General features: G+C 64.8%; 21 protein-coding genes. 1 reads left to right on the forward strand and 20 read right to left on the reverse strand.

Annotated elements, in window-relative coordinates:
- Nucleotides 1-19: 19 nt before the first annotated feature.
- The 20 genes from ACIQXM_RS14935 to dinB form a co-directional block, all read right to left on the reverse strand.
- On the reverse strand, nt 20-760 hold the full coding sequence (locus ACIQXM_RS14935) for a DivIVA domain-containing protein (RefSeq protein WP_400932858.1): 741 nt from the start codon (nt 758-760) through the stop codon (nt 20-22).
- A gap of 158 nt (nt 761-918) precedes the next feature.
- Nucleotides 919-1,209, reverse strand: a complete 291-nt coding sequence (locus ACIQXM_RS14940) for a YggT family protein (protein WP_400932859.1) — start codon at nt 1,207-1,209, stop codon at nt 919-921.
- Between the two features lie 66 nt (nt 1,210-1,275).
- Nucleotides 1,276-1,833, reverse strand: a complete 558-nt coding sequence (locus ACIQXM_RS14945; RefSeq protein WP_400932861.1) for a cell division protein SepF — start codon at nt 1,831-1,833, stop codon at nt 1,276-1,278.
- Nucleotides 1,834-1,907: 74 nt separating this feature from the next.
- Entirely contained in the window at nt 1,908-2,678 is a 771-nt protein-coding gene (locus ACIQXM_RS14950; protein ID WP_400932992.1) for a YggS family pyridoxal phosphate-dependent enzyme, read from the reverse strand.
- Between the two features lie 4 nt (nt 2,679-2,682).
- A complete protein-coding gene (locus tag ACIQXM_RS14955) occupies nt 2,683-3,441 on the reverse strand; it encodes a polyphenol oxidase family protein (protein ID WP_400932863.1) in 759 nt (252 codons plus the stop codon).
- Nucleotides 3,442-3,495: 54 nt separating this feature from the next.
- Nucleotides 3,496-4,689 (reverse strand): cell division protein FtsZ, encoded by a 1,194-nt coding sequence (gene ftsZ / locus ACIQXM_RS14960; RefSeq protein ID WP_400932865.1) that lies wholly within the window; start codon nt 4,687-4,689, stop codon nt 3,496-3,498.
- Nucleotides 4,690-4,918: 229 nt separating this feature from the next.
- On the reverse strand, nt 4,919-5,815 hold the full coding sequence (locus ACIQXM_RS14965; RefSeq protein WP_400932867.1) for a cell division protein FtsQ/DivIB: 897 nt from the start codon (nt 5,813-5,815) through the stop codon (nt 4,919-4,921).
- Nucleotides 5,808-7,283 carry a UDP-N-acetylmuramate--L-alanine ligase gene (murC, locus tag ACIQXM_RS14970; RefSeq protein ID WP_400932869.1) on the reverse strand — a complete coding sequence of 492 codons (1,476 nt, stop codon included), beginning with the start codon at nt 7,281-7,283 and terminating at the stop codon, nt 5,808-5,810. Before murC ends, ACIQXM_RS14965 begins: the two co-directional genes overlap by 8 nt.
- Nucleotides 7,280-8,389 (reverse strand): undecaprenyldiphospho-muramoylpentapeptide beta-N-acetylglucosaminyltransferase, encoded by a 1,110-nt coding sequence (gene murG, locus ACIQXM_RS14975; protein WP_400932871.1) that lies wholly within the window; start codon nt 8,387-8,389, stop codon nt 7,280-7,282. The genes murC and murG overlap by 4 nt, the downstream gene beginning before the upstream one ends.
- Nucleotides 8,386-9,777, reverse strand: coding sequence for a putative lipid II flippase FtsW (gene ftsW / locus ACIQXM_RS14980; protein ID WP_400932873.1), 1,392 nt, complete (start codon nt 9,775-9,777; stop codon nt 8,386-8,388). The genes murG and ftsW overlap by 4 nt, the downstream gene beginning before the upstream one ends.
- Nucleotides 9,778-11,352 (reverse strand): UDP-N-acetylmuramoyl-L-alanine--D-glutamate ligase, encoded by a 1,575-nt coding sequence (gene murD, locus ACIQXM_RS14985; RefSeq protein ID WP_400932875.1) that lies wholly within the window; start codon nt 11,350-11,352, stop codon nt 9,778-9,780.
- Nucleotides 11,334-12,437, reverse strand: a complete 1,104-nt coding sequence (gene mraY / locus ACIQXM_RS14990; protein ID WP_400932877.1) for a phospho-N-acetylmuramoyl-pentapeptide-transferase — start codon at nt 12,435-12,437, stop codon at nt 11,334-11,336. Before mraY ends, murD begins: the two co-directional genes overlap by 19 nt.
- The gene (gene murF / locus ACIQXM_RS14995) at nt 12,437-13,960 is read right to left on the reverse strand and encodes a UDP-N-acetylmuramoyl-tripeptide--D-alanyl-D-alanine ligase (protein ID WP_400932879.1); all 1,524 of its coding nucleotides are present in this window, start codon (nt 13,958-13,960) and stop codon (nt 12,437-12,439) included. Before murF ends, mraY begins: the two co-directional genes overlap by 1 nt.
- Before the next feature lie 6 nt (nt 13,961-13,966).
- Nucleotides 13,967-15,604 carry a UDP-N-acetylmuramoyl-L-alanyl-D-glutamate--2,6-diaminopimelate ligase gene (locus ACIQXM_RS15000; protein ID WP_400932880.1) on the reverse strand — a complete coding sequence of 546 codons (1,638 nt, stop codon included), beginning with the start codon at nt 15,602-15,604 and terminating at the stop codon, nt 13,967-13,969.
- 131 nt (nt 15,605-15,735) lie between these two features.
- Complete coding sequence (locus ACIQXM_RS15005; protein ID WP_400932882.1) at nt 15,736-17,520, reverse strand: peptidoglycan D,D-transpeptidase FtsI family protein; 1,785 nt, start codon at nt 17,518-17,520, stop codon at nt 15,736-15,738.
- 40 nt (nt 17,521-17,560) lie between these two features.
- On the reverse strand, nt 17,561-18,238 hold the full coding sequence (locus ACIQXM_RS15010) for a hypothetical protein (RefSeq protein ID WP_400932884.1): 678 nt from the start codon (nt 18,236-18,238) through the stop codon (nt 17,561-17,563).
- A gap of 47 nt (nt 18,239-18,285) precedes the next feature.
- Nucleotides 18,286-19,284, reverse strand: coding sequence for a 16S rRNA (cytosine(1402)-N(4))-methyltransferase RsmH (gene rsmH / locus ACIQXM_RS15015; protein WP_400932886.1), 999 nt, complete (start codon nt 19,282-19,284; stop codon nt 18,286-18,288).
- Nucleotides 19,285-19,510: 226 nt separating this feature from the next.
- Nucleotides 19,511-19,942: a division/cell wall cluster transcriptional repressor MraZ gene (gene mraZ, locus ACIQXM_RS15020; protein ID WP_400932888.1), complete on the reverse strand. Its 432-nt coding sequence runs from the start codon at nt 19,940-19,942 to the stop codon at nt 19,511-19,513.
- Between the two features lie 308 nt (nt 19,943-20,250).
- Complete coding sequence (locus ACIQXM_RS15025; RefSeq protein ID WP_400932890.1) at nt 20,251-20,634, reverse strand: DUF3040 domain-containing protein; 384 nt, start codon at nt 20,632-20,634, stop codon at nt 20,251-20,253.
- A 233-nt stretch (nt 20,635-20,867) separates the two neighbouring features.
- On the reverse strand, nt 20,868-22,115 hold the full coding sequence (gene dinB / locus ACIQXM_RS15030; RefSeq protein ID WP_400932891.1) for a DNA polymerase IV: 1,248 nt from the start codon (nt 22,113-22,115) through the stop codon (nt 20,868-20,870).
- Nucleotides 22,116-22,200: 85 nt separating this feature from the next.
- Between dinB and ACIQXM_RS15035 the strand changes: the two genes are divergently transcribed.
- Nucleotides 22,201-22,791, forward strand: coding sequence for a hypothetical protein (locus ACIQXM_RS15035; RefSeq protein WP_400932893.1), 591 nt, complete (start codon nt 22,201-22,203; stop codon nt 22,789-22,791).
- Nucleotides 22,792-22,797: the final 6 nt, after the last annotated feature.

A 22,797-nucleotide genomic window follows, 5' to 3' on the forward strand; every position in this document is an offset into this window, starting at 1 on the left:
GCTGCCACGGCTCCGCAGGTTAGGCGTCAGCCGTCTCCGAAGCAATGGTGCCGCTGGCGTCCAGGTCACGCAGCTGGCCTTCAATGTAGGCCTTCAAGCGTGAACGGTAGTCGCGCTCGAAACCGCGCAGCTGCTCGACCTTGCGCTCCAGGGTAGCCTTCTGCTGTTCGAGGCTGCTGAGGATCTTGGCGCTCTTGTCCTCGGCATCGGTGATGAGGCCGGTGGCTTCGATCTGCGCTTCAGCAATGATCTTGTCGCGCTGCTCAACACCGGCACCGACGTAGTCGTCGTGCATCTTCTGGGCCATGGCGAGAATCCCGGCGGCGGTCTCCGTCTCGCTGACGGCACCGGCGGAACTGCCGGCGGCAGGTGCGGAAGCCGCGGCAGCCGCAGTCTCCGGCTTGGCCGTGGAAGCCGGGGCGGCAGCAGTCTTGGATGCATCGGCCTTGGCAGACCCGGCCTTGGCCGAAACCGGCTTCTTCTCTTCCTTGACCGGCGCCGTGACCTGTCCGGTCTTGGCGGCGGCTGAAACCGGTGCAGGAACGGAGCTTTCGCTCTTGGTGCCGGCTGAAGTTTCATTCTTGGAACCGGCAACGCATTCAGCGAGCTGGGTGCGGAGGTCTTCATTCTCTGCGTTCAAGCGGCGGAGCTCAATGACGATCTCATCGAGGAAATCGTCCACCTCGTCCTGATCGTAGCCCTCACGGAACTTGGTCGGCTGGAACCGCTTATTAACAACATCTTCTGGCGTCAGAGCCATCTGGTCACCTCACACTGGTTTATAAGATTCGCCTGCGAGTCAGGCAGACGGTTCTACGTACAGAATCCAACGAACATAAATTCCAAGGAGACTTATTGCTTTTCACAGTATATCTGCCGGGTGGGGAATACTAATGTCCGCCGGATTCGGGCCCGGTGCTAGGCGATGCCGTTGGCCACGATCGCTTTGGCGATCGCCACCACGATGAACAGCACAATGAAGGCCAGGTCCAGTGAGATTCCGCCGAGCCGCAGCGGAGGGATGAACCTGCGCAACAGGCGGATCGGCGGATCGGTGACGCCGTAAATGACCGAGGCGAGAACCAGTGCGGGACCCTTCGGGCGCCACTGGCGCGCGAAAATCTGCACTGCGTCGTAGACAATCCTCAGTATCAGGGCAAATTGAAAGAGCACCAGCAGGACATACAGCAGGGAAAAAATAATACTCACGCGTGTGGTTTCGTTTCCGGGGAAGCCTCAGCGATCCGCAGTGACCCCGCTGCTGCGGGGATGCGGTCAGCTCTGGTTGAAGAATGCCGACTGGGATTCGCTGACCTTTTTGTCATCTCCCAACACCTCCACGTAGGACGGCGACAGGAGGAAGACTTTATTGGTCACGCGCTCAATGCTACCGCGCAGGCCAAAGACCAGACCAGCAGAGAAATCGACAAGACGCTTTGCATCCGCTTCGCCCATGTCAGTGACGTTCATGATGACGGGGATACCGTCGCGAAAGCTCTCACCAATGATCTTGGCGTCGTTGTAGGAACGGGGATGGACTGTGGTGATCTGGCGCAAGCCATCCACTTCCTCTCGGGATGACTGAACTCGTTTGATGGGGGTAACCGGGGCTCGGTATTCTTCGACCGCAGTCCGTGCCACGGGTGCGGCGGCGGGTTCGGCCTCTTCGGGCCGCTCGGCACGTTCGACACGCTCCGTCCGCTCGTACTCAGGGACATACTCCTCGGTGCTGCGCACCGGAGCTTCCCGCTGGCTCTTCTGCTCAGACTCGTAGGGCTCTTCACCGTCGGCAAGCCCAAGATAGATCATTGTCCTGCGCATTGCGCCAGCCATGGTTGCTCCTTCATAAAACTTCAGCGCCGTAGCACCCGTCTCTCGCCAAATGAGAGACTTACTTCCAATAAACGCTACCGCACCGGGGGTCGCTGCCCCAGAATATCGGAGCCGACCCTCAGGTGTGTCGCCCCGTGCGACAGCGCGGCCTCCAGATCCCCGCTCATGCCGGCAGAGATCGCATCTGCTTCCGGGTGGCTCCTGCGCAGCTGGCCGGACAACTCCTTGAGCATGGCAAAGGCTTCCCCCGGGTCTGCGCCCAGCGGAGCCACGGCCATCAGGCCAGCCAGCCGCAATCCCGGAGCGCCCGCCACAGCTTCGGCCAAAAGCGGGATCTCCCCGGGCTGCGCTCCCCCGCGTCCGGCCGCGGACGGCGTTCCGTCAGCGGCACCGGCGGCTTCCGGCGTCCTCAGGTCCACCTGGAGAAAACACTCCAGCGCGTCCCGGGCAGGCTGCCCTGCCGCGTCGCGCCGCTGCTGTTCGCCGGCCATCGCCCTGGCGAGTGCCCGGACGAGCGAGTCCCTGTCCACCGAGTGCACGGCCGCGGCGTAACGGGCCACTGATTTGGCCTTGTTGGTTTGCAGCTGCCCAATGAAATGCCAGTTCAGGGGCAGCCCCGCGGTGGCTTCAGCCTTCGCGGCGGCTTCCTGGTCCTTGTTCTCCCCGACATCCGTGACACCCAGGCCGGCCAGCAGCTCCACGTCGCTGGCCGGGAAGTACTTGGTGACCACAATCAGGGTGGGAGCGGCCCGCCCGTGCACAGCTGACCGGATGCGCGTGCGCACCCGGTCCAGCCGGTCTGCGAGTTCAGCGGATCTCTCCGCAGCGGTGGTGCTGTCCGTCATGGGCTCATCTCCAAACGAGGCCGGCGAAGCGCCCTGCGGCGCTGCTGCGGCGGTGCGAGTAAAGGTCATCCGATTCCAGGGTGCATCCGCCGACGCGCAGGACATCCACATCCAGGTCCACCAGCTGCGCCTGGGCGCCGCCCGGCAGATCCAGGGCCGGCGTGCCCCAACGGGTACGTGAGCGTACTGCGGGAAGGATTTCGGCTGCCTCCTCCAGCATGGCCGGGGGAACTTCGTAGCAGGAGCCGCAGACAGCCGGCCCAATCCAGGCCCGCAGGCTGAGCGCGCCGGCTGCACGCATGTCCTGTACGGTGTTGGCCAGGATGCCGGTCAGCAGGCCGCGCCGGCCGGCGTGCGCGACGGCGGTCACCACACCGGTGCCGGACCGGCCAGCCAGGACCACGGGGACACAGTCGGCCACCATGACAGCCAGCGGCACGGAGCCGTCCGGGCTCAGCAGTGCATCCGCCGTCGGGGCATCCCCAGCCGGGCCCTCCGCCGCAGAAAACTCCCCTTCGGATGACACCGGGGAGGAATCCGTACGGGGCGTCCGCAAGCGGGGAACTGTTGCCACCACGTTGGAATGAACCTGGTTCATGAACGCCAGCGAACCGGCGGGAACATCCATATGCTGCTCCAGCGCTGCCCGGCGCCGTCGAACCTGTGCGGGATCGTCCCCCACATGCAAAGCGAGGTTGCCCGCCGCCGTATTGGTGAACGCGACCGTCAGACCGTCACCGGCCTGTGCCTGCCACCAAAACATTGTCGAACAACCTCGCTGCTGTGTGTTGGACCGGACTGTTGTCCGGACCGGGTGCTACTTCAGGAAGTCAGGGACATCCAGGTCATCGTTCCGGCCTGTGGAGAGGTCCGACTCAACGACTGCCGGCAGGTCTACGTCAAAACCTGCATCGGCGGGAACGTCGGTGTGCTGGGTGGGGCGCTGCGACCATGCCGAAAGTCCGGCGGAAGCAGGCGCAGCACCGGCATAGCCGACTGCGGGAGCGCTGGCCGGCGGTGCAACGGGCTCGGCCGGCTTGTGCGAGATCGGCTGGGACGTTACATCCACCTGGTCGAATCCGGCAGCAATGACTGTGACCCGTGCTTCGTCACCCAGGGCGTCGTCGATGACGGCACCGAAGATGATGTTGGCTTCGGGGTGCGCCACTTCCTGAACCAGGCGGGCGGCCTCGTTGATCTCGAACAGGCCGAGATCGGAACCGCCCTGAATGGACAGCAGTACGCCATGTGCACCGTCGATCGAGGCTTCAAGCAGAGGAGAAGCGATAGCCAGCTCGGCAGCCTTGACCGCGCGGTCCTCTCCCCGTGCGGAACCGATACCCATGAGAGCGGAACCGGCACCCTGCATGACGGACTTCACGTCGGCAAAGTCGAGGTTGATCAGGCCCGGGGTGGTGATGAGGTCGGTGATGCCCTGGACACCGGAAAGAAGCACCTGGTCTGCGGAACGGAAGGCGTCCAGCATGGACACGTTGCGGTCGCTGATGGAAAGCAGGCGGTCATTGGGGATGACGATGAGCGTGTCGACTTCCTCGCGCAGCGTATCGATGCCCGACTCAGCCTGATTGGAGCGGCGGCGGCCTTCGAAGGTGAAGGGGCGCGTCACCACACCAATGGTCAGGGCACCGAGGGAACGGGCGATGCGGGCCACGACGGGCGCGCCGCCGGTACCGGTTCCACCGCCCTCGCCTGCGGTCACGAAGACCATGTCCGCTCCGCGCAGGACCTCTTCGATTTCTTCGGCGTGGTCCTCGGCAGCCTTGCGGCCCACCTCGGGATCCGCACCGGCGCCCAGGCCGCGCGTGAGCTCACGTCCGACGTCGAGCTTCACGTCGGCGTCGCTCATCAGCAGTGCCTGCGCATCGGTGTTGATGGCGATGAACTCCACGCCGCGGAGTCCCACGTCGATCATCCGATTTACGGCGTTCACGCCACCGCCGCCGATGCCGACGACCTTGATGACGGCCAAGTAATTCTGCGGTGCTGCCACGTCCTGTGTCCCTTGTTCGAATCTGTGCAACTGATCATTGGGTGGCCGGATAATTTCCGGCCGAAAACCTTGAACCTGACCTGTAACCTTCAACCCGCAAGCCTAAGCTTCTGGTTGAAGGTTATAGTTATGTCAAGTAATGCTCTACCTGTGACGCTATGGGGCTAAAACCCGTTGTGCAATTACCTCTGCCGCGTGTCGGAATTTTCTTTACCGCAGGAGGTAAAAATCACCGTGTCACAGGAGCAGTGGGGGTGCTGACGTCGAAAACGCGGACTGGTGGGTCCTTCTCCGGCATCTGCAGCATGGCTTCCACAGCGCGCGCCTTGGCCACATTGGCTTCGGCGCTCCCCCAGAATACCGTCTGTCCGTTGATGAGCTTAAGTTCCACTGAATCAACCGACGACGCGGAGGCATGGTCCAGCTCCGCGAGCACCTTCTCCGGAAGAACGGACAGCACTGAGGTGACTGTACTGAAAACGGCACTGTTCACGGCCTCGGTCCCGCCGTCGATCAGCGGCAGCCGGGCATCCGTCCGGTTGGCAGCCGAACCGATGACCATGCCCTCCTGGTCAATCAGCAGGAACTCCGTGCCGCTCTGCAGGACGGCCACCGGAACGCGTTCGGCAATCGTCACTTCAATCTCATGCGGCGGCTTCGCAACAACGTGCACTCCGGCCACCTCGGGGCGGTCCGCCAGGAGCGCGGCGACGTCGTCATCACCAATAGTGGTCAGGGGCCGGCCCATCAGGGGCTGCAGGGAACTGTTCACCTGTTCCTTGGACAGCAGGGAAATCCCCTGCACGGTCACTGTCTTCAGCGCCAGGGCCGGAGACAGGAACAGAAAGGCCAGGAACGCAGCAACCACTACCGTCACGGAGACGACGGAGATGATGACCCAGCGCCGGCGCCGGCGGACCGGCGGCTCGGGAAAGGCCAAAACCGTTGCGGTGACGGTGTCCGGCGCAGTCGTATCGGTAATGGTCCGGGAATAGCCGTTGTCCCGGCCAATCGCCTGTCCCGCAGGCGAGGAAGGGGCGGCAGCCCGCTGAGGGGTCCTGCCCCGGGACTCCGGAACCGGAGGAGCGCCGGCAGCCTTGGGCCGGCGCGGTTTCCGGCTAACCACGGGAAACCTGCCGCGGCACCGCCTGCGCGGCGGCGGCATTTCCGGCGTCATTGCTGTCAGCTGCGGCGATGCCATCTGCAGCCGTTTCGGCCAGCTCTTGGACCAGTATGGCGCCAAACCGGGTCACGTCTCCGGCTCCCACGGTCAGAATGATGTCTCCGGGCTCCGCACGGCGGCAGATATCCTGTACGGCCCGGTCCGCATCCGGGGCGTAGCCTCCGGGGCGGTTCACCCGGGAGGTGATCAGTTCGCTGGTGACTCCGGGCACCGGGTCCTCCCGGGCGGCATAGATGTCCAGCACCGTAGCGCTGTCGGCAAGTTCCAGGGCGGAGGCGAATTCGGCGGCAAAGGCCTGCGTTCGGCTGAACAGATGCGGCTGGAACAGGACGTGCACCCGGTGCTCTCCGGCAACGGTCCGTGCCGCTTCCAGTGCCGCCACAAGTTCGGTCGGGTGGTGCGCGTAGTCGTCAAAGACACGCACCCCCCGGACGGCGCCCTTGGCTTCGAACCGGCGCGCCGCACCGGAGAAAACGGACAGTCCTGCTGCTGCCAGGGCCGGATCCACGCCCAGTCCGAGGCCCACGGCAAAAGCGGCGGCCGCGTTGCGGATATTGTGCGCCCCGGGGACCAGGAGCCGCAGTTCCTGCTCGCACTCCAGCCCGTCAAGGCTGAAGCGGAGCACGGACACGGAACCGCTGGACAGCGGGCGCGTATCGGTAATCCGGATGTCGGCATTTTCGCTGTAGCCGTAGGTACATACACGTGCGGCACCGGACCGGCGCACCACGTCCGCAGCACCGGGATCATCGGCACACGCCACCAGCAGGCCGTCGGCCGGCAGCAGGCGCACAAACTTGTCGAAGGACGCGAAGACCGCTTCCTCGGTGCCGTAGTGGTCCAGGTGGTCGGCCTCAACGTTGGTGATCACGGTAATGCGCGGCTGGTAGTTCATGAAGGAGCCGTCGGATTCATCAGCTTCAGCCACGAACACATTGCCGCTGCCGAAGGCCGCATTGACTCCGAGGGCCGCAACGTCGCCGCCGATGGCGAAGGAGGGATCCATCCCGGCTTCGCGCAGCAGGACGGTCACCATGGCGGTCGTGGTGGTTTTGCCGTGGGTTCCGGCAACGGCCACCACATCCTGGGTGCCCATGGCTGCGGCGAGGGCCACCGAGCGGTGGATAATCCGCAGGCCGAGCTCGCGGGCAGCAGCCAGTTCAGGATTTTCGGCACGGATCGCGGTGGAGACCACCACGGTGTCAGCGCCCTGCACATTTGCTGCCTCCTGGCCCACGAACACAGTGGCACCCAGGGCTTCCAGGGCGCGCAGCCCGGGCGAATCCCGTGAATCCGAACCGGAAACGGATATTCCCCGGCCAATCATGACCCGGGCGACGGCGGACATGCCGGCACCGCCTAGTCCGATGAAATGCACCCGTCCCAGGTCCTGCAGCTTCAGCCTGCTCATGCGCGTGACCTTACGTTTGCGTCGAGAATGAATTCCGCCATTCGGCGGTCGGCATCGCGGATGCCTTCGGCCGCCGAAGCGGCTGACATGGCCTCCAGCGCAGCGGGATCGGCCAGCAAAGGTATCAGCTTGTCCGAGATCCATGCTGCTGTGAAGAGTGAGTCGGAAACCACCAGTGCTCCCCCGGCGGCCACGAGGCCTGCAGCGTTCAGCGCCTGCTCTCCGTTGCCGTGCGGCAGTGGTACCAGGACTGCGGGCAGGCCCACGGCGCTGATTTCACACACCGTGCCCGCACCGGAACGGGCCAGCAGCAGGTCCGCAGCGGCGTAGGCCTGTTCCATGCCGTCCACGTATTCGACCTGGCGGTAGAAGGGAGCGGCGAGCAATCCGCCGTCGGCCGCCTCCAGCTGCTTGCCGCGGCCGGTGATGTGCAGAGTTTGGATGCCGGCCGCTGCGAGGGCGGGAAGCGCCTCTTCCACGGCCCGGTTAATGCTGGCCGCTCCGGACGAGCCTCCGGTGACCACGAGCGTGGGCCGGTCCTGTTCCAGGCCGAGGGCCTTCCGGGCGGCAGCGCGGGCGCCGGCGCGGTCCAGTTCCGCAATTTCGCGGCGCATCGGCATTCCCACCAGCTGCGCACCGGGCAGTTTGGTTTCAGCGAAGGCTGTGCCGACGACGTCGGCGAAGCGTGCACCTACGCGGTTGGCCAGACCCGGGCGGGCATTGGCTTCATGCACGATGATCGGGAGTTTCCGGCGCCGGGCGGCAAGATACACCGGAGTGGACACGTACCCGCCCACTCCCACGACGACGTCGGCAGCGGCTTCATCAAGAATGTCGCCTGCCTGCGCAATGGCGCGCCGCAGCCGGCCCGGCAGGCGGACCAGGTCTCCGCCGGGTTTCCGGGGCATGGGAACGCGGTCAATGACGGCCAGTTCAAATCCTGCTGCGGGCACCAGCCGCGTTTCCATGCCTGCGGCCGTGCCCACTACTTTGATGCGGGCATCAGGCGCGGACTCCCGGACGGCACGGGCCACGGCAAGCAGCGGACTGATGTGCCCGGCGGTGCCGCCTCCGGCGAGGACGAGGGAAAGGGGACGTTGCGTCATGGAGCTGATGGTTCACTTTCGGAAAATTTGTGTTCTGGAATTTTGCGGGCAAAGGAAAGCAGCACGCCCACCGCCGCGAGCGTAAAGGTCAGCGAGGAGCCGCCGTAGGAGATGAACGGCAGCGGTACGCCGATAACGGGCAGCAGGCCCGTCACCATGGCGATGTTCACGGATGCCTGACCGACGATCCACACCAGGATGGAGCCGCAGAGGATCCGGATAAACGGATCGGTGTGGCGCATGGTCATCCGGACCGTGGCTACCGCCAGGATGCCGAAGAGCAGCACGATCAACAGTGTTCCCAGGAGACCGAATTCTTCTCCGATGATGGCAAAGATGAAGTCATTGTGCGCTTCGGGGATCCAGCTCCACTTTTGCCGGCTCTGGCCGATGCCCACACCGAACCAGCCTCCGGACGCCAGTGCGTACATGCCGGCGTTGGCCTGGTCGCAGAGTCCGGCACCGCAGTCCTTCCCCAGCCAGGCGCTGATTCGGCTGGTGCGGTTGCCGCTGACCAGGGACATGAGGAAGGCCGCCGCCGCGCCCGCGCCCGCCATCCCGGCCAGGAACCGCAGCGGCGTGCCGGCAAAGAACAGGGCTGCAATCATGATCAGGCCCATGATGATGACCGTCCCGAGATCCTTGCCGATAAGCACCAGCCCCAGCAGGAGGGCTCCGCCCGGGAAGACCACCGGAACAAGGACATCTTTCCAGTTGGTCAAAAGCTTTTGCCGCCGGGACAGCACCGAGGCAAACCAGATGGCCATGGCCAGCTTGGCCGCTTCCGAGGGCTGTCCGCCGAGGGGGCCGATTTTGATCCAGTTCCGGTTGCCGTTGACCTCCTCGCCGATGCCGGGGATAAAGACCAGGATCAGCAGGAAGAGGGCTCCCACCATCCCCCATTTGGCCAGCTTCCGGTAGCTCTGGGGACCAAGCCGGGACAGCACCAGCATCGCCACGACGCCCAGGGCTGCAAACATGGCCTGCTTCATGAAAAAGCCGAACGTGCTGCTGATGGACTCGCCCGACGAGGCAGCGATGGATTCCACTGAGGACGCGGACAGCACCATCATCAGGCCAATGGCCGTCAGGGCCAGTGAGGCCCCGAGGATGGTGTAGTAGGCCGAGCCCGTTGCTTTGCGCCTGCTCCCTTCCAGGAGCACGATGCCGCGTTCCAGCAGGGACGGCGTTTTGCCCGGTGTATTCCGGAATCGGGAACCGAGGCTTGAGGCAGGACCCCGGCCGGTTGTCTTCCGCCCGGCGGACGGCTGCTCCGGAGCGGGCGGTGCCTGTGTTCGGCCCGGAGCACCGGCTCCGGCTGCAGGGGCTGCCGGACGGCTGGAACGGAGCACTGGTTTGCGGGGTTTCCCGGAGGACGAAGTGACCATCTAGGGCTCCTTAGGAGTCGGCGCCTGTCCTTCCACGTACCCGCGGACGGCCTCGATGAAAGCGTCCCCGCGGTGCGCGTAGGACGCGAATTGGTCCATGGACGCCGCTGCGGGCGCCATCAGGACAGTGTCTCCGGATTGGGCCTGTGATGCTGCGGCGGCGACGGCCAGGGCCATCACCTCTTCCCCGCTGGGAACTGCCGCTGCATCCTTCCCACCAGTGTGGGGCGGCACGGCGTCAATCACGTGGACTTCGGGGGCGTGTCGCGCCAGTGCGGTCCGAAGGTCCGCCGTGTCGGTGCCGATCAGGATGACTGAGCGAAGCCGGGACGCGTGGTCCCGGATGAGGTCATCGTAGGTGACCCCCTTCGACAGTCCCCCGGCAATCCAGACCACGGAGGGGAAGGCGGACAGCGAGGCGGAAGCCGCGTGCGGGTTGGTTGCCTTTGAATCGTTGATCCACAGAATGTCGTTCAGGCGGGCAACCGGCTGGATTCGGTGGGCGCCGGGATCATAGGCCCGCAGTCCGTCCCGCACTGCGACGGGCTCCACCCCGCAGGCGCGGACCAGTGCCGCCGCGGCAAGGGCGTTGGCCACCATGTGCCGCGGGGCGTACTCGCCCAGATCGGCCATGGAGGCCAGCTCGGCGGCGGAGTCCTTTCGCTGTTCAATGAACGCTCTGTCCACCAAAAGGTTTTCCACCATGCCCACCATGGAGACTGCCGGCATACCCGTGGTGAAGCCCACGGCGCGGCAGCCTTCAATGACGTCCGCCTCTTCAACCATGTGCTCGGTCTCGGCCTGCTCGGCGTTGTAAATGCAGGCGACGCGGGTGTTCTCGTAGATCTTCGCCTTGTCCGCGGCGTAGGCCTCGTAGGACCCGTGCCAGTCCACATGGTCCTCTGCGATGTTCAGGCACACGCTCGCCAGCGGGGAGAGTGAGTGGGACCAGTGGAGCTGGAAGGAGGACAGCTCCACTGCAATGACGTCAAAGCCCTCCGGGTCACGGATGGCATCCAGGATGGGGGTTCCCACGTTGCCTGCGGCGACGGCCCGCAGGCCTGCGGCCCGGAGCATGCTTTCGGTCATGGAAACGGTGGTGGTTTTGCCGTTGGTTCCCGTAATCGTCAGCCACTCCGCGGTCTTGCGGCCTTCACGGATGCGGACCCGCCACGCCAGTTCGACATCGCCCCACACCGGTATTCCGGCGTCAGCTGCGGCCGCCATCAGCGGATGGGCCGGGCTGAAGCCCGGTGAGGTTACGACCAGGTCAGCGGGCTCGCCTTCCACGAGCGGAAGCGCTTCTGCGTGCCCGGCCCCCAGCAGGACGTCGGCAGCACCGACGATGCGCAGGGTGTCCGCTTTGGCCCGGTTTTCCTCGTTGTCCCGCGCGTCCACAACCACCACGCGGGCGCCGAGTTCGATCAGGGTGTCGGCTGCCGAGAATCCGGACAGTCCGATTCCCGTCACCACGACGCGCAGTCCCCGCCAGGGCGCATCCCAGGTGGTCAGCTCATCCAGCCGGGAACTTCCGGCCGCGGCATCAGTGCGTTCGCTCAATTTCCTACCACCCATTCCGCATAGAAGATGCCCAGGGCCAGGGCAACGCACAGCCCGGCGACGATCCAGAAACGGACCACCACCGTAACTTCCGCCCAGCCCTTGAGCTCAAAGTGGTGCTGCAGCGGGGCCATCTTGAACACGCGTTTGCCGCCGCTCAACTTGAAGTACCCCACCTGAATGATCACTGACAGCGTGATGATCACAAAGAGGCCGGCAAGAATCACCAGGAGCAGTTCGGTGCGGGAGAGGATGGCAAAGGCGGCGATGGCGCCGCCGATGGCGAGTGATCCTGTGTCCCCCATGAAGATCTTGGCCGGGGAGGTGTTCCACCAGAGGAAACCGATCAGCGCACCGACCATGGCACCGGCCAGCAGGGCCAGGTCCATCGGGTCACGGACTTCGTAGCAGACGCTGCCGGAGGTCGGCGCCCCGCAGCTCTGGTTGGACTGCCAGAACGCGATCAGGAAGTAGGCACCGAACACCAGGATGGAGGCTCCTGCGGCCAGCCCGTCCAGTCCGTCCGCCAGGTTCACGCCGTTGGTGGTTCCCGTGATGATGAGGTTGGCCCACAGGATGAAGAGGATGGCGCCAATCAGCGTGCCGGCGAAGGCCAGGTCAAGGCCGGTGTCGCGGATAAAGGAGATCTTGGTGGAGGCCGGGGTGCGGCCCTCTCCGTTGGGGAAGTTCAGGGCCAGGATGGCAAACGCGACCCCCACGAGGGTCTGCAGGATGATCTTCGCCTTGGCGTTCAGCCCCAGGCTGCGCTGGCGGGAAATCTTCGTGTAGTCGTCAATGAAGCCCACAAGCCCCATGCCGACCATCAGGAACAGGACCAGCAGCCCGGACGCGGACGGCCCGAAGCTGCCCGGGTTGATCGCAAAGCTGACCAGGTGCGTGATGAAGTACGCGGCCACCACCGAGGCCACAATAACGGCACCGCCCATGGTGGGCGTGCCGCGCTTGGTGTGGTGCGACGTCGGGCCGTCGTCCCGGACAAACTGTCCGTAACTCTTCTTGACCAGGAAACGGATGAACAGCGGGGTGCCGGCGAGGGCAAGGATCAGAGCCAGTGACGACCCGATAAGCAGGGAAACCACTACTGAACGCCTCCGGCTTCCCCGGCAGTACCCGGGCTGGTTTGCTGCGGCGCGGACGCCGGCGGCAGGGCGGAGGTTGAAGATGGGGCGTTCAAGGCTATCCGATCACCGAGGTGGCGCAGTGCAGCGCCGTTTGAGGATTTAAAAAGGACAAGGTCACCGGGCTCCAGGGAGGAAGCCAGGAGGCGTTCTGCGTCTTCGGGGGTGTCCACGAAAATGGACTCGTCCCCCCAGGAGCCTTCCATGACGGCGCCGGTGTGCATGGCGCGGGCTCCGGTTCCCACCACAATGAGGTGGGAAATGTTCAGGCGCACCACGTACCGGCCGACGGCGTCGTGCTCCGTTACCGAGGCATCACCGAGCTCCAGCATCTCGCCGAGCACGGCCCAGGTGCGGCGCCCCCGGCCGAGTTCGGCAAGGGTGCGCAGGGCAGCGCGCATCGACTCCGGATTGGCGTTGTACGCATCGTTGATGACGGTGACGCCGTCGGGCCGGTCGGTGCGTTCCATGCGCCAGCGGCTCGCCGCCTTCTGGCCCGAGAGTCCGGAAGCAATCCGTTCGGCCGGGACGCCGGCTGCGAAGGCCGCCGAAGCGGCTGCCAGCAGGTTGGCCGTATGGTGGGCACCAATCAGGCCGGATTCCACCGGATACTCGCTGCCGTCAGGGAACCGGAGGGTGAAGACCGGACGGCCCTGATCGTCGGTGCGGGCGTCCACGGCCCGTACCGCCGACTTTGCGCCGTGTGCCTCTTCCGGAGAAGAGGTGAAGTAGAGGATGTCGACGCCGCTGCCGGCCCGGGAGGCCATGGCGGCCACGCGGATGTCATCGGCGTTCAGGACTGCGGTGCCGCCGGGGGCAAGCGCCTCCACCATTTCGCCCTTGGCCCGGGCTATGTTCTCCACTCCGCCGAATTCGCCGGCGTGGGCGGTGCCCACGCACAACACCACGCCGATGTCCGGCTGGACCATGGAGGCGAGGTACTCAATGTGCCCGACGCCGGTGGCACCCATTTCCATGACGAGGTACCGGGTGCCGTAATCCGCGCCGAAGATGGTCAGCGGTACGCCAACCTCTCCGTTGTAGGAGCCCACGGGAGCCACGGTTTCGCCTTCGGCACGCAGGATGCCGGCAAGCAGGTCCTTGGTGGTGGTCTTGCCTGCTGAACCGGTGATGCCGATGACGGTCAGCGGCGCGGATGCGCGCAGCCTGCGGACGATCTCCGCAGCGAGCGTGCCCATGGCCAGGACCGCGTCAGGAACCTGAATGGCTGGATAGACGGCGCCCGAGGAGTCCTGCACGGGGCGCTCGACCAGTGCCAGGACAGCCCCGCGCTCAAATGCTGCTTCCACGAAAAGATGGCCGTCGGATTGTTCGCCGGGTTTGGCGATGAAGAGGGAACCCGGGGACACTTCCCGGGAGTCGGTTGTGGCCGAGTTCACGATCGTCCCGGCTGCCTGTGCGGCCCCGCCGATCAGTTCGCCGCCCGTAATTGCCGCTATATCTGCTGCACTAAGTTCAATCATGACGTTTTAGGACTCTACCCCGTTGCCGGACAGCACAGGGAATCCGTACCGTGTCAAAGCCTTCCTCAGTTCAACACGGTCATCGAGGGCCAAATTCACTCCTTTTACTTCTTGGAATACTTCGTGTCCGCGGCCGGCTACCAGCACGGTGTCCTGCGGGCGGGCCATTGCCACGGCGCGGTCTATTGCCGCTGCCCGCGGTGCCACTTCAAGGATTTCACAGGAGGCATCGCCGTCATCAAGGGCGCCGCGCGCTCCGGCCAGGACATCGGCTCGGATGGTTGCCTCATCCTCGTCATGGGGGTCGTCATCGGTGACGATCACCACGTCGGCGAGCCGTGCGGCGATGGCGCCCATGAGCGGGCGCTTGGTCTGGTCACGCTGGCCGGTGGCGCCGAAGACAATAATGACGCGCGGCGGCTCGGCGGCGGACACGCCTGCGGCGCGCGCGGCTTCGGGTTCGGAGGCCTCTCGGCGCACCGATTCCAGTGTGCGCGCAAGGGCATCCGGGTTGTGGGCAAAATCCACGATTGCGGCGGGCGCTTCGCCCACCAGCTGCATCCGTCCGGGAACCTCCACGGTAAACGGATCACTGCGGTCCAGGGCTTCCTGGAGCCGGGCGATGTCCACGCCCGATGCCAGGACCATGACGGCTGCCAGCGCGGCGTTGGAGACGTTGAACGTCCCGGGAAGCCCGGTTCCGGCCCGCAGCACGGCGCCGTCGGGGCCCCGCAGCACAAAGCGGTGGCCCAGCCCGGCGCGCACGACGTCGGTGACGCGCCAGTTCGCCTCGGCACCGCCGTCGTGCGTTGCCAGCGTCCACACCGGGACAGGCGCCTGGGCCGCCATGCGTGCACCCCACTCGTCATCGACGCAAATGACGGCGCGCTGAGCCCGTTCCGGCAGGAAGAGCCCGGCTTTGGCCGCGAAGTACTCTTCCATGGACCCGTGCAGGTCCAAGTGATCCTGGGTGAGGTTGGTGAAGCCGGCAACGTCAAAGACGACACCGTCCACGCGCCGGTAGGAAATCGCGTGGGATGACACCTCCATGGCCGCCGCATCCAGGCCTTTTTCGCGCATCAGTGCCAGCAGCCCGTGCACCTGCGGAGACTCCGGCGTCGTGAGGGTACTGGCGATGGGCTGTCCGCCGGCGAGGATCTCGATGGTTCCGATCAGCCCCGTGGTCTTGCCCAGCGCACCCAGGAGGGAATTGATGAAGTACGTGGTGGTGGTCTTGCCGTTGGTGCCCGTCACGCCAAAAAGCGTGGGGGCGCTGCCGTCCTGCGGCCTGCTCCCAAAGACCGCTGCGGCCAGCGGACCCACCAGGCGGCGGGGCTCGTCAGTGACGTACACGGGAACGGGCAGCTCTGCCAGCTGGGCAGCGCCGTCCGCGTCGGTCAGCACTGCGGCAGCACCGGCTGCGGCCGCCGCCGCGCCAAAAGCGGCGCCGTGGTGGCGGGCGCCGGGCAGCGCAACGTACAGGTCGCCCGGATGGACCTCACGCGAATTGATCGTGAGTCCGGTGAGCATGACGTCCCTTTCGGCGTCTGCGGCACGTGCCGGTTCAACACCGGGCAGGCCGGCTGCGGCGAGTGTGTCCGCTGCCGCCCGCAGGGACACCGGCTCGACAGCGGACGGACGCATTCCGCTCCCCGGCAGCTGCGGATTGCGTTGATCACTTGTAGGCACTGCATTGCTCCAGAAAATTGACGTGGTACTCGAAATAGAATCAGCCGGGCAGCGTAAGCGGCGCTGCCCCGTGCCGTGACGCGGGGTCAGTACTCCACGGGGTACAGCTCCGGCTCCGAGTCGGACGGAGCCACGTGCCGGGTGGTCAGGACCTGCTGCATGACCTTCTTGAAGGTCTTGCCCGGATCCAGGACCTGCAGGGAACCCTCGGGGCGCTGCAGCGTCACGACCACCACGTACTGCGGATCGTCCATTGGTGCAATACCAGCATAGGAGAGTGTGTAGCCGTCATAGCCACCATTGGCTCCCGGCGCCTCGGCGGTACCGGTCTTGGAACCCACCCGGTACTGGTCCAGTTTGCCTCCCTTGCCGGATCCTTCGGCCGTCACGGTCTCCAGCATGTGCTGGACTTCACGTGCGGTCTCCTCTGAAACCACGCGGGTGGGTTCTTCCTTTTCCGTGGGAGTTTCAGTGCCGTCCGCTGAAATGTAGCTGTCGATGAGGCTCGGTGCCAGCCGGACGCCGTCGTTGGCGATGGTTTGATACACCATGGCCGTGTGCAGCGCCGTTTGGGCCAGTCCCTGGCCAAACAGGACCGTGTACCGCTGCCGGCCGTCCCATTCCTCCGGCTGAGCCAGGAGGCCTGACGTTTCGCCGTTGAGGCCCACGTTCAGCGGTTGCCCGATCCCGAACTTCTTCAGCCAGTCATAGCGTTCCTGCATTGTGAGCTGTTGCCCGATCATGACCGTGCCCGTATTCATGGACTTCGTCAGGATTCCGGCTGCCGTCATATGCACGGTGCCGTGGTCAAACGCGTCCTTGAACGTTTGCCCGTCAACCGTGTAGGTGGGCGGAATCTCGAACTGGGACAGCGGGTTGATGATTCCCTCTTCCAGGGCACCCGCCATGGTAATGACCTTGGTAGTGGAGCCCGGCTCAAACGGAACCGTCACCGACAGCGGCTGCCGGAACTCGAGAGGCGTGTCACCCGGATTGTTCGGGTCAACGGTGGTGGACTCCGCCATGGTAATGATGCGCCCGGTCTTCACTTCCACCACCACCACGTTGCCCCACTCGGCGTTGTAGTCCTCCACCTGGCTGGCAATGGTCTGCTGGGCAAACCACTGCAGGTCCTGGTCGATGCTGAGCTTCACCGAATCTCCGTCACGCACCGGAACATCCTCGTTGGTGGCGTAGGGAATGCGGATGCCGTCGCCGCCGATTTCGTAGGTTTTGCTGCCGGCCTTCCCCGCCAGGATGTCATCCTGAGTCAGCTCGAGGCCTTCCTGGGGACCGTCGGTGCCCAGGAAACCCACGATGGAGCCCGCTACTGCACCGGAGGGATAGGTACGCAGCGTGGTCCGGTCCGCGTAAATGCCGGGGAACTTAACCGCCAGGACCTTGTCCTTGGTTTCGGGGGTGACCGTCTTTGCCACGAAATTGAAGGAGTTGTCCCCCAGTACGGCTCCCCGCAGGGTCTCCGGGTCCTGGCCGAGGATTTCGGACAGCTCATCAAATGCCTGGTCGAAGGAGACGGTTTCCTTGCCGTCAGCGGTGCGCCGGTCATACGCCTGCTCTTCGACGTAGTCATGCGAGAGCGTCTGGTCCACGACAATGTCGAAGCGCTCCACGCTGCGTGCCAGGTAGTTGCCGTTGGAGTCAAGAATGCTGCCGCGCAGGGGCGGCACCGTGGTGCTCCGGATCCGTTCGCTGACCGCTGTTTCAGCCATGCCCTGCGGATCGAGCGCCTGCACCTGAAAGAGGCGAACACCCAAACCCGTCAACAGGATCAGCGCCAGGATGAGCCCTGTCCTGAGCCTGCCGGTAACGACGGCTACCCTGTGGTTTTCCCTGCCCTGCGCTTTTGCCACAACGTATCCTCGTTAGTGCTTCGTGTACTGCCTGGTAAAACTACTGCTCGTTGATCTGTGCGGGTGCGGGAACGGTGCCGCCGTTCAGGTCAGCTTCCGGGGCGGCCGGAGCCGTCCAGCCGTCCGCAGGACCGACCGGCGCCGGAGTGGTTTCCGCAACTTCCTCATCCCGCGCCTGCACTGCCCGGGCCGACTCCCCCGTGGCTTCCGCTTCCGCGCCGGCCGCCTGGGGCGCAACCGGCTGCGTCAGCACCTCGGGGGCAGGAATCAACACCGCCGGACCTTCGCTTTCTTCGGCCGGGACAGGGTTCCCTGTTACTTTCAGCGTCTGCAGGTCAATGCTGCCGAACGATGAAGAGGTCACCATTCCCAGCTCCGCAGCCTGGGCCGCCAGCATCTGGGGAGCCTGATGGTTTTCCAGCTGCTGGGTCAGCGCCTCGTTGCGCTGCATCAGTTCGGTGCGCTCATTTTGCAGCTCCACGAGCTTGTACTGACCGCTGGAAACAGAGATGTTGAGCAGGAGCACTGCTCCCAATCCAAGGATCAGGGCAATAAAGCAGAAAACCACCACAGGAGCGCGGCGCCGACGCCGCGCTGCGGGTACCACCGACAACGGTGTGCGGCGGCGCGGTTCGGGCGCCGCGGGAGCAGGAACGTGTCCCGGACCGCCCGGCGTGGGCGCCCAGTTCAAGGCCCGGGCGTTGTTGCCGTGAGTCACTCGGCGGACAGTACCCGCCGATGCATGCGGCCGCGTCTGTACCTGTGTCATGATTCTGCCCCGTCGGTGGAAATGCGGATTCGTTCCACGGCCCGCAGCTTTGCAGAGGCAGCACGTGGGTTTTCGGTAATTTCTTCATCCGTGGGAACTTCCGTTCCCTTGGTGAGGCGCTGAAGCTGAGCCTTGTGCTGTTCCAGTTCCACGGGGAAACCCTTGGGAGCGGAGGATCGTGAACCTGCGGCGAAGACACCTTTGACAATCTTGTCTTCCAGCGAGTGGTAGGACATCACCACCACGCGGCCGCCAAGATTGAGGACGGAAAGAGCGGCCGGGATGGCGCGCTCCAGGACATCCAGCTCTTCGTTGACCTCAATCCGCAGCGCCTGGAACGTACGCTTGGCGGGGTGTCCGCCTGTACGTGCCGCTCCGGCAGGGACCACCGCACGAATGGCGTCAACCAGTTCGCCCGTGGTGGTGAAGGGCTTCACTGCCCGGGTGGAGACTATGGTGCTGGCAATGCGGCCAGCAAACTTCTCCTCGCCCCACTTGCGGATGATGGAGACCAGGTCTGCTTCGCTGTACGTGTTGACGATGTCCGCCGCGGTGCGTCCCCGACTGGTGTCCATCCGCATATCCAGCGGAGCGTCATAGGAGTAGGCGAATCCGCGGTCCCGCTCGTCGAGCTGCAGGGAGGAGACTCCCAGGTCGAAGAGCGCGCCGTCGATGCCGGCAAAACCAAGGTCCCGGACAACGTCGGCAATCTCGTCGTAGACCGCATGCACGAGGTCAATGCGGTCCTCGAAGGGAGCCAGCCGCTCTCCGGCCAGGGCCAGTGCCTGCTGGTCGCGGTCAATGCCAATGACATGCAGCTGGGGAAACCGGGAAAGCATCGCCTCGGTGTGTCCGCCCATGCCCAGCGTGGCGTCAACCACCACGGCGCTGCCGTGATCCGCCACTGCCTTTTCGATGGCGGGCGCCAGCAAATTGATACAGCGGTCACGCAGCACCGGAACGTGCCGTTCTTCGGTTGGGCGGTCTTCGCTCATCTGCTGTCCTTCCGCGTCCGGGGACGGCGGCGTAGTTCTTGAATCAGACCCCCATCCGCGCCTCACGCTGTGACGCCTGGCTCCGGGGAAGTGAGTCAGGTGCCGGCCCTGCGGGGCGGCTGGAGATCTCATGCAAGAAACCGCTGCTGTCCGGTCTCTGCGTGGTGGTGGGTCTGGGTGGTGGTATTGCTGGGGTTTTGAATTGGTGTTGCATGCAGTGAGTGGACTAGAAGATGCCGGGGATGGTGTCCTCATCTGTTTCCGAGAACGCCGTTTCCTGCGCTTCGAGGTAGGTCTGCCATGCAGCGGCATCCCAAATCTCAGCCCTGGTCCCCGCTCCGATCACGGCAAGTTCACGGCCGAGTCCGGCATAGGCCCGCAGTGCCGGCGGAATGGTGATCCGACCCTGCTTATCCGGGACTTCATCTGATGCTCCTGACAGAAAAACCCGAATGTAGTCACGCGCCTGACGCGAAGAAAGCGGAGCTTCCCGCATCTGTTCGTGGACCCGTTCAAATTCCTTCTGGCTAAAGACGTAGATGCAGCGTTCCTGGCCCCTTGTCAGGACTAGGCCCTCGGCCAGCTCCTCGCGGAACTTGGCCGGCAGTATGAGCCTCCCCTTCTCATCCAGGCGCGGTGAGTGTGTTCCGAGGAACATCGGTCACCACCCGTCTGATGAGGAGAATTTCCTCCTGCGCTGCCTCTGCACTCTTATGGCCTCCACTTTACTCCACTTCCCTCCACAGTCAACGAAGCGGCGCACCGATATACGGCGCGCCGCGCCTTTTATTCCGCATATTTGCGAGCCGGGAGCCGGGTGGAGGGAATCCTGAGCAAACCCCGGGCCTGCCACCCCCCTTTTTGCTCCCTTTGGCCACAAAAAAGACCCGCCGAAGCGGGTCTTTTTCTCTGACGGGCTGACCGTGGAGGGAAGTGGAGCCTGTCCCTGTTTACGGACGATTCCGGCTACTGGTCACGCTTGCGCTCATCCCACTTGTTTTCCAGGTTGCTCATGAAGTTTTTCGGGGAACTTGCTTCGCGTTCCTTCCGGCGTGCCGGCGAGACTGACTTTGAACCACGCTTGCCACGCGTCGTTGCGTAGTAAACGCCCGACCCCATCACCAGGAAGCCCAATATTCCCAAGATCAAGCTAAAGGGAGAATTGGAGGCTACGCCGCCGAGCAGCAGCCCGATGCCTGCGACGGCCACCAGCGCTCCAAGCACTATGCGCCGGGTTGAAATGCCCGTTCCCGCCGGGGTAGCCATGGAATTGGCAAATTTGGGGTCCTCGGCGTGTAATTGCTGCTCCAACTGGTCCAGCAAGCGCTGCTCGTGTTCCGAGAGTGCCATTACTGCCTCCTTGCGGTCCGAAATTCCCATGTAAACCAACCAACGATCCCGGTACCGGGGCGGTTCCCGCCTCCGGTAGCCCGGATGACTGCGGAGGAGCCCCGGGAACCCGGAGACACCACCTGGACCGATGACCCGGACAGAACGCAAGTTGTGCTTACCTCTAAGGATAGGTGGCAATTTAGTCCGGGGAAAGCGGTGGGCACGCTGCGGGGAACCATTCCGCCTAGGGCTTAGTTCTGCGGCGGGGGCGGAGCAGAACCCTGCCCCGGATTGCGGCCGGGGCGGGCCCGCCCGGAGGGGCCCAGGAGCCGGGCCGGCACCACTCCGAGCTCGCCGAAGCGGGCATTGATCTTATCCAGCGCGTCTTCTGCCGACCGCCAGTTGTCGTCCCGCCCGTCCAGCGTCAGCTGGACCGCCGCATTCCCCGCCGGTTCGAGCCGTTCGGTCCGCAGGCCGATCAGGCGCACGCTCATCCGCCGCGGGCCGAGAGCCGTCAGCAGTCCGCGCACTTCCTCGTAGATCAGCTGGGCGCTGTCCACCGGCTCCCGGAGGGTCCGGGTCCGGGTAATCGTGGAAAAGTCCGCAAAGCGCAGCTTCAGGGAGACCGCCCGGCACTGCATGCCCGCCGCCCTCAGCCGGACGGCCGTCCGATGGGCCAGCCGAAGCAGTTCGGTGTGCAGGACTTCATCCTCGGAGACATCCTGCGCAAAGGTCTCCTCCGCACCGATGCTCTTTTCTGTCCGAACCGGAGTAACGCTTCGGGGATCCCGTCCCCACGCCAGTTCGTATACGTGTTCCCCGGTTGAGCCGAGCAGCCGCTTGAGGACGCTCACCGGAGTGCGGGCAACGTCCTCGACAGTGGAAATGCCCACCCGTCCCAGGGTTTCCCGTGTTTTGGCGCCCACGCCCCAAAGGGCCGAAACATCCAGGGTGTGCAGGAAGGGAACCGTCTCGCCGCGCGGAATCAGCAGCAGCCCGTCCGGCTTGGACCGGGTGGAGGCAATCTTTGCCACGAACTTGGTGGCGGCGATGCCCACGCTGGCGGTGATGCCCAGCTCCGCGGCCACCCGCCGCCGGATCAGCTCACCAATGGCGCGGGGCGGCCCAAGCAGCCGCATGGCACCGCCAATATCAAGGAAAGCCTCGTCCACGCTGAGGGGCTCAACCAGCGGGGTAATGGATTCAAAGATCCCCATCAGCCGCCCGGAGACCTCCCGGTAATCTTCCTGGTGCGGTTCCAGGATGACGGCCTGCGGACACTGCCGGTAGGCCACGGACATGGGCATGGCCGAATGGACCCCGTAGCGCCTGGCTTCGTAGGAGGCGGACAGCACCACCGATCTGCCGCCCAGGCCGCCCACAATGATGGGCCGGCCCGCCAGTTCCGGCCGGTTGAGCAATTCCACGGAGACGTAAAACGCATCCATATCCACGTGCATTATGGTGCAGTCGCGGTTTTCGCTGGGGCCGTTGCTCACTCCTTCATGGTAGACAACGGCACTGACATTCGGGCTTCCCCTAGACTGGGGACCAGATCCTGACTCCCACACGAAGCGGATACCCATGAATAAGCCCCTGATCGCCCTTGCCTCCGCCGCCCTGCTGGTGGTCGCCGCCGGATGCTCCCCGGACTCGGATTCCGCCGGCACCGCCTCAGCGTCCGCATCCACGTCATCGTCGCCGTCTTCAGTGTCACCGTCTTCAGCGTCACCGTCTTCAGCGTCACCGTCACCCAGCGGCTCAGCCTCCCCCTCCGTTTCAGCCTCCGGCAGCCCGTCGTCCGCCGGCAGCAGCGCCTCCCCCTCTGCCACGTCCACGTCCTCCGCCATTGCCGAGGGCTTTCCCTCCGACCTCATTCCGGTGATGCCGGGGTCAACCCCGCTGACCACGAGTTTCGAGGAAACCCCCGCACTGTTCACCGCTTCCCTGAGCGCGACGACGGCCGCCTCCGCGCAGGAGATCCTTGACTATTACGCCAAGACGTTCACCGCGCAGGGGTTCACAGCGGGTGAGTCCGAGGTCCAGAAGACCGCCACCGTGCAGCAGTTCCTGCGCTCCGGTGCCGATGACACCGCAAACGTGACAGTCGTTCCCCGCGAGGGCGGCAACACCTACACGGCCAGCATCAACACCCTGCCAGAGTCAGCCAAGTAGGCCGGC

The organism is Arthrobacter sp. NPDC097144 (assembly GCF_044762205.1).
Taxonomy (GTDB): Bacteria; Actinomycetota; Actinomycetes; order Actinomycetales; family Micrococcaceae; genus Arthrobacter_B.